Origin of the sequence: Streptomyces capoamus, from assembly GCF_014654935.1 — a bacterium.
GTDB lineage: Bacteria > Actinomycetota > Actinomycetes > Streptomycetales > Streptomycetaceae > Streptomyces > Streptomyces capoamus.
The window spans coordinates 255,854-264,463 of record NZ_BNBF01000009.1; the positions used below are offsets into that span (position 1 = coordinate 255,854).

Consider the following 8,610-nt stretch of genomic DNA (forward strand, 5'->3'; position numbering starts at 1 on the left):
CGCGCCCACGCTCGGCGCACCCAAGCCGTACCGGGCCCGCGAGGACGACATCGACGCCGAGGTCCGCTCGGACCTGGACCGCTGGGAGCGGGACGAGGGCATCCGGTTCGCCGGCCGGGACGCCCCGCGCCGCTTCCCCGCCACCCGCCGCGAGGCGTTGGCGGCACTGCGCCGCTTCACCGAGCACCGGCTGGCCGGCTTCGGCCCGCACGAGGACGCCATGCTCGCCGCCGACCCGGTGATGAGCCACAGTCTGCTCTCCTCGTCCCTGAACCTCGGACTGCTGGACCCGTTCGAGGTGGTCACCGCCGCCGAGAACGCATGGCGTACCGGCCGTGCACCCGTCAACAGCGTCGAGGGCTTCGTCCGGCAGATCGCGGGCTGGCGCGAATACGTCTGGCAGCTGTACTGGTACTTCGGCGAGGAGTACCGGCAGCTCAATGCCCTGCACCACCGCACCCCGTTGCCGGACTGGTTCCTGGAACTGGACGCCGACGCGGTGACCGCCCGGTGCCTGGCCACCGTGCTCGCCCAGGTACGCGACACCGGCTGGACCCACCACATCCCCAGGTTGATGGTCCTCGGCAGCTTCGCCCTGCAGCGCGGCTGGGATCCTCGAGGGGTGACCGACTGGTTCCACCGCTGTTTCGTGGACGGATACGACTGGGTGATGCTGCCCAACGTCACCGGGATGTCCCAGTACGCCGACGGCGGCCGGATGACCACCAAGCCGTACACCTCGGGCGGGGCGTACATCCACCGCATGAGCGACCTGTGCGACGGCTGCTCGTACCGGCCCGGTGACCGCACCGGGGAGCGGGCCTGCCCCTACACGACCGGGTACTGGTCCTTCGTCCACCGCCACCGCGCGCTGCTGGCCGCCAACCATCGCACCTCTCGCGCGGTCCAGGGCCTGGACCGCCTCACCGACGCGGACCAGGTGCTGAGGACCAACCACCGCTGGGACGAGCACCCACCCTGACCACGGCCGACGTCCCCGCACCCGCACCGCGGACCGGTCGGTCGAACACCCGGTGCGCTGCCTGGCGAAGGTTCCACCCCCAGTGGGTGAGCCCGGGCGCCGTTGTCGCTGCCGCCGCACCGTACGAAGCACCGGGTGGTGCTGGGGGCACGAGACCCCGGCGGCGAGGGCCGCGATGGCCTCTGGCGCGAGCGGCACCGTGATTCAGTCAGCGGCGATGGGGGTCGAGGCAGCTATGTCCCCGGCAGTTTCTCGGTGCGGCGGGAGTTGGGGAGCGCTGCGGTGAAATCGCGCTAGGAGCCCGGTGAACAGCTCCGCGGGTCACTCAGAGGTGGTGACCTCTGCGATGCGTACCTCGGAGGGCGTGCCGTCGCCCCAGGGGTGTGGCTTCTCCCACGGAGTGCTGACGGTGCGCTGGACAGACATACCGGGGCCGACACGCCAGCTCACCGTTTTAGTGACCCCGTCCTCGAAGTCGAACACGATGGTGTACGTCACCGCATGGTGCTCGTCGTTGTGAATGGTGTAACTGGCGCTGAACACCTGCTTGCCGTGCTCGTACTCCACGCCGGAGTCCGTGATCCGCACGGACTCCGCCCGGTCGGCGTCTGGCCGAGTGTCAGAGTTGATGCGGTGCGCGAGCCAGACAGCCGCCCCGAAGACGATGGCGGCAGCCGCGAGCCAGACAACGACAGTCCTCCTGGCCACCACCATGTCTCCCTACTGTCCTGCCGAAGAACGGTTCACAGCACTTCGATCTTTGCTTCCGATACCTGACGGCAGGACGGCTCAGCGCGCCGTCTTGTAGCGTGCCAAGACGGCGCGCGCCTTCTTGACCAGCCCGGCATCGTGGGCCTTCTCAGCCTCCAACTCCTCCCTGTGTTCCTCGATTTGCTTGATCTGGTAGGCGGTTTCCGTCTTGTACCAGGTGGCCACCAGCCCGACAGTCTTCTTGCAGGCCACATCGTCGGTGGCCATCGACACTTCTGCCTTCTGAGGCTGAGCCCCAGCACCCTCAGGCCGGGCGAACCGGCCCTCGGCGTCGTCGAGGCTCTTCACCTGGTGTCCGCGCCCTGCCATGCAGGAGGACCAGCTTGCGAGGCCGCGCTGCACAACCGGTTGTTCGCGGGTGGCCTTGAGCGACTGTGCGGCGAGGTCTCCGGCAACGTCGGTGGGAAACAGCACGCCCACCGTTTTGTTGGCCTCGGGGATACACGTCTCGTTCATCGCCTTGTCCCAGCCTTCCACTGAGGACTCCTGGTCTTCCCGCGCGAGCTCGGCGTCCTCTTCTGTCTCGCTCGGGTCACCGACGTTCTGGGCCAAGGCGAATCCGTGCGCGGCGGCCTTCGCGGGATCGGTGATGCCGTAGCGGCGTTCCATGTTGATCGCATCGTAGGAAGCTGCTGGCTGTGTGCCGGACGGATTGGGCGTGAACTGGAATCCGAGGCGCTGCATGCACTGCTGCTTGACGATATCTCTGGCGTTCTCGACGTCCACGACGGCCGGATAGCCGAGCATGTAGCTTTCGAGCGGCAGTCGCATGCCCTTGGCCAAGCCGTGTTCGACGTTTGGTCTTGGCCAAGCAGCCCGGTCCTTCGCGTCGGGCAGGGCGGGCGCATGGTTCCCTGCCCTGTGTCCCTCGCCGGCGGCGTCGGTTCCGTGCTGGGTGCCGCACGCGGCGGTCAGAGCAAGAGCCGCTGTCGCCACGGCAAGAGCTGCTGTGCGGGTGTGTCGTGTCGTCGGCATATCAGCTGTACCTCTTGTGGGCGCCGTTGTGGTTCTTGAGACCGGAGCCGAGGTTGCGGGCGTAGCCATCGGCCTTCGGGTACCACTTGCTCTCACCGCTGTAGCCCGTCTGGGAATAGACCGAGTAGGCGGCATAGGGGTCCTGGTTCCATGCGGAGGCGGCACTGTTGAACACGCCCTGCCCGTCGCCGTCTCCGCTGCTGTGACCGCAAGGGAACGGCATGCCGCCGTACACCTCAGAGGGGAAGTCGTAGAAGACGAACCGGATGAGGGACGCGCCTCCGTTGGGCGAGTAGCCGTACTCGCTTGAGCGTGAGTGGCGGGTGGCCAGGCAGGCGCTGGTGGACTGGGTCGTGGTCTCCGACCTTGAGTTGTAGTGGATCCGGAAGCAGTGGGTCGGATGGCCTCTGTCACTGGAGGTGCAGTCGTTGTGGACGTACGAAGTTGGCGTTGCGTCCGCCGGCTGAGCTGTACCGATGGCGATGACGCAGACAGCGGTAGCCGCGAGAGCTACGGCCGATGAGTACCGGCGCATGAAGTTCCCCCGTCGTCTATGGATACGGCCGGAGGGCGTGACCGTTCTGACGCGTTTCCCCGGCGCGTTGGGTCAGCCGCAGCCGGAGCATGGGTGGTCTGGTCCAATCCGTCCGTGGCTCGGACACTGTAACCGGGCTCATCGGATGACCAGCAGGGGTGACGGGCGCATGGCAAGAAACAGCTCTCGACCTGATGTGTCTTCGTCCACCCTCGGTGTTGCGTCTGCGCTGCGTCTTTCCTGTGAGGTGGATGAGTAAGTGGCGTACCGGATGAGTGAAGAGAATGACGACTTCTCACCTCATTGAGCCTTGCCGAGCACGTCCGCGGCCCGGTGAATCCACATGGACCGTGGACCTCCGGGCCGGTCCAAGATGAGCGCGTGATGCAAGGCAGCGCATGCTGGTCCGGTGGAGTCGGCCCAGTCGGTGACGGGCGTGTGAGAGCGGGGTGTGACGAGCAGCCCCACAGGCGCAGCCCGGTGCTCATTGCCAACCCGTTCAGGCCCGGTTGAGTGACGGTCGGACGAAACCCTAGGGCTGCGGCGGGGTCAGCGATCTTGCCGTCGGTCGATGGCCGACCCCGGCTCAGGAACCGCCGCGCTCCCGGGGGATCTTCTGGCCGGCCTCGATCGCCACCGGCAGCCGGTTCTCGGCCGGGGGCAGCGGGCAGGTGGCCAGGTCCGTGTAGGCGCACGGCAGGTTCGCGGCGCGGTTGAAGTCCAGGACGACCGTCCCGTCCGCGGCGGGCGGCTCCAAGGCGAGGACCCGGTTGGCGGCGTAGGTGGTGACCCCGGAGGTCGCGTCGGTGAACAGCACCATCAGCCGGCCCGCACCATGGCCGGGGAACGCGGTCAGCGACAGCGGACGCCCGTCCAGCTCGAACTCGACCCTGCTCGGGGCGTCGTACACATGCTCAAGGCCCTCCACCGCGGCGCCCACGGTGGTCGGTCGTGGCACGTCGAAGGGGACGTAACGACCCGCCACGGCCCAGCGAGGGTCGGGGGCGTAAGCGGGCGTTCCGGTGAAGGCCGTGCGCAGTGGCGCGTCCGGGTGCCGGGGGCGCACGATGTCGTGCCCGCCGCGCCTGGCGATCTCGATGACGGCGTCTCCCCAGACGGCGTCGACGCCGCCGCGTTCGGGAAGCACGCCGAAGCGGTGTTCACCGTGCACCGGCACTCCGTCGACGAGCAGTTCCTCGTCGTCGTCGAGGTCCACGACGACCCCGTCGGGGCCGGTGCGCCACGCACCGGGTGCGTCCGGGAAGCGCTGGGGCCGGTCGTCGAGCCAGTGCAGGCCGGTGATCGCCAGGAAACCGTGCGGGGCGGCGAGCCGCGCCTCCTGGGCGCGGTACCACTCCAGCCAGTTCTCGGTGAAGGCATGGAGATCGGTCGTGGTGGCCTCGGTGGTCATGGGTTCTCCTTCGTCACGGGGTGCGGGGGACGGGGTCGGGGGGCCGGTCGGGCCGTCGGTTCGACCGGCTCGTTCAGCGGGCCAGCTCGCCGAGGAGCCGCCAGGTGCGTCGGCGGTCGGCCTCTCCCGCGATCTCGGTGCCCGAGAACACGACCTCGGTGGCGCCGGCGTCGCGGTAACGGCGTACCTCGGCCTCGGCCGTCTTCTCGTCGCCGATCACGGCCAGGTCGGCGGCTCGACGGCCACCGGAGAGTTCGATGACTCGCGCGTAGGACGGGAACTGTTCGTAGAAGGCGAGGTTCTCGGTGGCCCTGGCCCGCACCGCGTCGACGTCGTCCGTGACCACGCCGGGTACCAGGGCCACGATCCTGGGCGCGGGGCGGCCGGCGGCCTCGGCCGCGGCGGTCAGGGCGGGCACGATGTGGTCCGCGAGGGCGCGCGGGCCCGCCAGGTAGGGCAGGATCCCGTCCGCCAGCTCACCGCTGACCCGCAATGCCTGCGGCCCCATCGCGGCGACCAGCAGGGGGACACCGCTCTCGGCACCCGGTACCCGCGCCGGGAGCGGGGTGGCCGCGGTGAGCAGTTCGCCGTGGAAGTCGGCTGTGCCGGTCTCGGTCAACTGCCGTAGCGCCGTGAGGAATTCACGCAGGCGGGCGATGGGGCGTTCGAAGGGCAGGCCGAAGCCGGTCTCCGTCAGCAGTTTCGTGCCCAGGGCGAGACCGAGGTGGTAGCGGCCGTGGGTCGCGGCCTGGGCGGTCTGGGCCTGGCTCGAGACGAGCAGTGGGTGCCGGCCGAAGACGGGGATCGCGGAGGTACCGACCTGCAGCCCGGGCACTTCGCGCCCGACGATCGCCGCGAGCTGGGGCGAGTCCGCGCCGAAGGTCTGCCCGAACCAGGCCGACGTGACACCGAAGTCGGCTGCCTCTTGGGCCAGTTGGACGGTGGCGTCGACCTGGTTCGGCGCGTCGGACGCGTTGAGCGCTACTCCAACAGTCATGTCGGTCAGAACGGGCCTCGGCCGGGCCCGCATTCCGGTCCGTCTGTGACAGCTTCTTGTCAGTCATGTGTACTCAGTCCCGAGGAAGGACGGACGGCGGAGGTACGGCGAGGTCGAACACGGCGGAGGGGCACCTCGTCCGCCGGGACGCATGGTGGACGCGTCTTTCCCGTTGTGCTTTGATCCGGCCATGGAGGCCACTGACAGGGCACACACGGTGCTGCTCGACCCGTTCTGGGTGAGCCGCCGCGCCGACCAGTTCGACCAGGTCTGTCGCTGATCGCCGTTCGACGGCTCGCGATCCCGCTCCTCTCTCCCGGCCCGCAGTCTTCTCTCGTCCTCTACCAGCCGCTCTCCGGACGTAGCTGTGAGGCGCCCCACCCGTGGCGCGGGTGCCGCACCTGTGAGCGCCCACCCATCGAAGCCCAAGGAGAACACGTGAGTTCGACCGGAACCCGGCCCGCCCTCGTCGTCCTGGGCGCGGCCGTGCTGCTGACCGCGTCCGTCGCCGTTCCGCAGGCCTCGGCCGCCGACCGTACGTCCACGGCTCTCGCCTGGTACGACGCGACAGCCGAGACCATCGCGACGGCCGGGGAACCCACTCAGATAACCAACAGCCGTACATGGGCGATCAGTTGGCTCGCAGCCGCGCGGGCCACCCGGAGCGTGCCCGCTGGTGTCGACCGCGGTGCCTATGGGGAGGCGGCGCTCGCCGGGGCCGTGCACCGCGCGCTGGTGTCGTTGGCCCCGAGCCGGACGGAGCAGCTCGATGCGAAGTTCAAGGAGACTCTCGACGCGATTCCCGACGGCCCGGCCGAAGAGCGAGGCGTCACGGCGGGAGAGCGGCAGGCGGACCTCGTCCTCGCGTCGAGGCAGGGCGACGGACTCGACCCCGCCTCGGTCAACGCACGCTATCCGGTGAAGCCCGCGGCCCCGGGCGTGTGGCAGCCGACGCCACCCGACTACGCGCCCGCGGCCCAGTACGGCAACCGTCTCGCCAAGCCGTTCCTGCTCAGGACGCAGAGCCAGTTCCGGCTCGGCCCGCCGCCCGCTCTGGACTCGCGGCGCTATGCCGCCGACCTCGCGGAGGTACGGGCGTACGGCGCCGTCGACAGTACGGTGCGCAGTGCCCGCCAGACCGAGACCGCCACCTTCTGGCTCGGCTCCTCCCTCACCCTCTACACCGAGCCCCTCGTGTGGCGCTCTCCCGTTCGGACCAGGGCATCGCCGGGCAGGCGCGGCTGGTCGCGCTGTTCCACGTGGCGCTGGTGGACACGCAGATCGCCACCTCCGACAGCAAGTACGCCCATGAACGCTGGCGTCCCGTGACCGCGATCCGCACCGGCACCATCGATCCCGACCCGGACTGGACGCCGCTGCACACCACGCCGGCGCACCCGGACTACCCGAGTGGCCACAACACCTACGCGGGCGCCGCGCAGACCGTCCTGTCGGCACTCGCAGGCCCGCGTACCGCTCCGTTCGCACTGACCAGCCCCACCGCGCCGGGCGTGACCCGCACCTACACCACCTGGCGGCAACTCTCGGACGAGAACGTCGACGCGCGCGTCTTCTCCGGCATCCACACCCGGTCGGCCGACGAGGCGGGGATCACGCTCGGCACGAACGTGGCACGATATGTCCTGCGGAACACGGGACGACTCCTCGCTCCGCGCTGACCCTCCGCGCACGCACCGGCATCGCGGCGGCGGCGCTCACTCGAACGCCGCCGCCGCGTCACGCCGTGCCGGTGGCGTGAGCGCGTCCCGAAGATGCGGAGACGTTCTCCGTGTCCGCGATGCAAGACCGGTCCGGGAAGTTCTTGACCGACCTGGTGGACATCTGCTGAACTCCCGAACCATGAACCCGCGCGTGGACCTGACCCGGCGGCGCCACATCGATCTGGCGCACGTCTCCAGCGCGTTTTGTTGTCGCTGACCCGGGAAGTACTCCCCGGCGGCGGCCGGTGTGCGCCCATGGCGCGTGCCCGGCAGCAACGCTGTGAAGCCGCCGACACCGCGATGTCTCCCCGCGGGATCGTCGTCTCCACCTCCTGAGGGCTCCCCCTCTCCTCTCCTCCTCGTGTCCCCCTCGTGTGAGCCGGGAGCCTGTTCGCGCACGCCGACGCGGTCGCCGAGCACGCGGCTGTAGCGGTCCTGCGGCCACATGCTCTTCTCTCCGGTCCGCCCGGCCCAGGGTTCCGCGTGTGGTCGACCAGTCCTGCGCAGTACCCGTCCATTCACCCAACGCCCCGATATCCAGCACCCCTTGGCGTGCCCGTCTGCCCGGGAGGGTCTCCCCATGCCTCCGTCCATCCGCAAACTCACCGGCCGCATCGGCGCGGTCGTCGAGGGCGTCGACCTCACCGCGCCGCCCGACCCCTCGACGGTCACGGCGCTCCGTGACGCCCTCAACGAGCACAAGGCGATCGTGTTCGACGACGTGAACCTCGACAACGCCGGTCAGGAGCGTGTGGCCGGCTGGTTCGGCGACCTGACCACCGCCCACCCGAACGTGCCGGCCGCCGACGGTACGACGCACGTGCTCGCCGTCGACAGCGAGACGTCCAAGGCCAACGAGTGGCACACGGACGTCTCCTTCGTGGTCAACCCGCCGCAGGCCACCACACTGCGGTCGGTCGTGACCACCCCGTACGGCGGCGAGACGCTCATCGCGAACGCCGCGGCGGCCTACCGCGACCTGCCCGAACCGCTGCGCGCCCTCGCGGACTCGCTGCGCGTCGTACACACCAACCAGTACGACTACGCCCGCCCTTCGGCCGCGACGGCACAGCGGCAGGAGTACGACCGCGTCTTCGTCTCGACGCCCTACGAGGCCGAGCACCCGGTGGTGCGCGTGCATCCGCTGACGGGTGAACGCGGGCTGTTCATCGGCGGCTTCGCGAAGCGCATCGTCGGCCTGTCGAACAGCGAATCGGC

Annotated in this window: 9 protein-coding genes; 4 read left to right on the forward strand and 5 right to left on the reverse strand. The window is 69.6% G+C overall.

The features are described from left to right. On the forward strand, window positions 1-982 hold a 982-nt coding region (locus IE312_RS40485), incomplete at its 5' end, for a cryptochrome/photolyase family protein (RefSeq protein ID WP_502266974.1). A gap of 321 nt (window positions 983-1,303) precedes the next feature. Here IE312_RS40485 and IE312_RS17105 read toward each other — a convergent pair. The 5 genes from IE312_RS17105 to IE312_RS17125 all read right to left on the reverse strand — a co-directional run bounded on the left by IE312_RS17105 (window position 1,304) and on the right by IE312_RS17125 (window position 5,671). After that, entirely contained in the window at window positions 1,304-1,696 is a 393-nt protein-coding gene (locus IE312_RS17105; protein ID WP_189982655.1) for a hypothetical protein, read from the reverse strand. Between the two features lie 75 nt (window positions 1,697-1,771). After that, a complete protein-coding gene (locus IE312_RS17110) occupies window positions 1,772-2,728 on the reverse strand; it encodes a hypothetical protein (RefSeq protein WP_189982658.1) in 957 nt (318 codons plus the stop codon). 1 nt (window position 2,729) lies between these two features. After that, window positions 2,730-2,951 (reverse strand): peptidase inhibitor family I36 protein, encoded by a 222-nt coding sequence (locus tag IE312_RS17115; RefSeq protein WP_189982660.1) that lies wholly within the window; start codon window positions 2,949-2,951, stop codon window positions 2,730-2,732. 898 nt (window positions 2,952-3,849) lie between these two features. After that, a complete protein-coding gene (locus IE312_RS17120; RefSeq protein ID WP_189982662.1) occupies window positions 3,850-4,674 on the reverse strand; it encodes a DUF1684 domain-containing protein in 825 nt (274 codons plus the stop codon). A gap of 73 nt (window positions 4,675-4,747) precedes the next feature. Further along, the gene (locus IE312_RS17125; RefSeq protein WP_189982665.1) at window positions 4,748-5,671 is read right to left on the reverse strand and encodes an LLM class F420-dependent oxidoreductase; all 924 of its coding nucleotides are present in this window, start codon (window positions 5,669-5,671) and stop codon (window positions 4,748-4,750) included. Between the two features lie 438 nt (window positions 5,672-6,109). Here IE312_RS17125 and IE312_RS17130 point away from each other — a divergent pair, with 438 nt between their 5' ends. The 3 genes from IE312_RS17130 to IE312_RS17135 form a co-directional block, all read left to right on the forward strand. Next, entirely contained in the window at window positions 6,110-7,000 is an 891-nt protein-coding gene (locus IE312_RS17130) for a phosphatase PAP2 family protein (protein WP_229899940.1), read from the forward strand. Continuing rightward, window positions 6,940-7,350 carry a vanadium-dependent haloperoxidase gene (locus IE312_RS40490; protein ID WP_229899942.1) on the forward strand — a complete coding sequence of 137 codons (411 nt, stop codon included), beginning with the start codon at window positions 6,940-6,942 and terminating at the stop codon, window positions 7,348-7,350. Before IE312_RS17130 ends, IE312_RS40490 begins: the two co-directional genes overlap by 61 nt. A gap of 622 nt (window positions 7,351-7,972) precedes the next feature. Beyond that, a partial coding sequence (locus tag IE312_RS17135) for a TauD/TfdA dioxygenase family protein (RefSeq protein WP_229899944.1) occupies window positions 7,973-8,610 on the forward strand: 638 nt, incomplete at its 3' end.

Bases quoted from the DNA above. Each gene is read 5' to 3' on its own strand.
- IE312_RS17125 (WP_189982665.1), bottom strand. From the start codon at position 5,671: ATGACTGTTGGAGTAGCGCTCAACGCGTCCGACGCGCCGAACCAGGTC.
- IE312_RS17110 (WP_189982658.1), bottom strand. From the start codon at position 2,728: ATGCCGACGACACGACACACCCGCACAGCAGCTCTTGCCGTGGCGACA.
- IE312_RS17120 (WP_189982662.1), bottom strand. From the start codon at position 4,674: ATGACCACCGAGGCCACCACGACCGATCTCCATGCCTTCACCGAGAAC.
- IE312_RS17105 (WP_189982655.1), bottom strand. From the start codon at position 1,696: ATGGTGGTGGCCAGGAGGACTGTCGTTGTCTGGCTCGCGGCTGCCGCC.
- IE312_RS17115 (WP_189982660.1), bottom strand. From the start codon at position 2,951: ATGCCGTTCCCTTGCGGTCACAGCAGCGGAGACGGCGACGGGCAGGGC.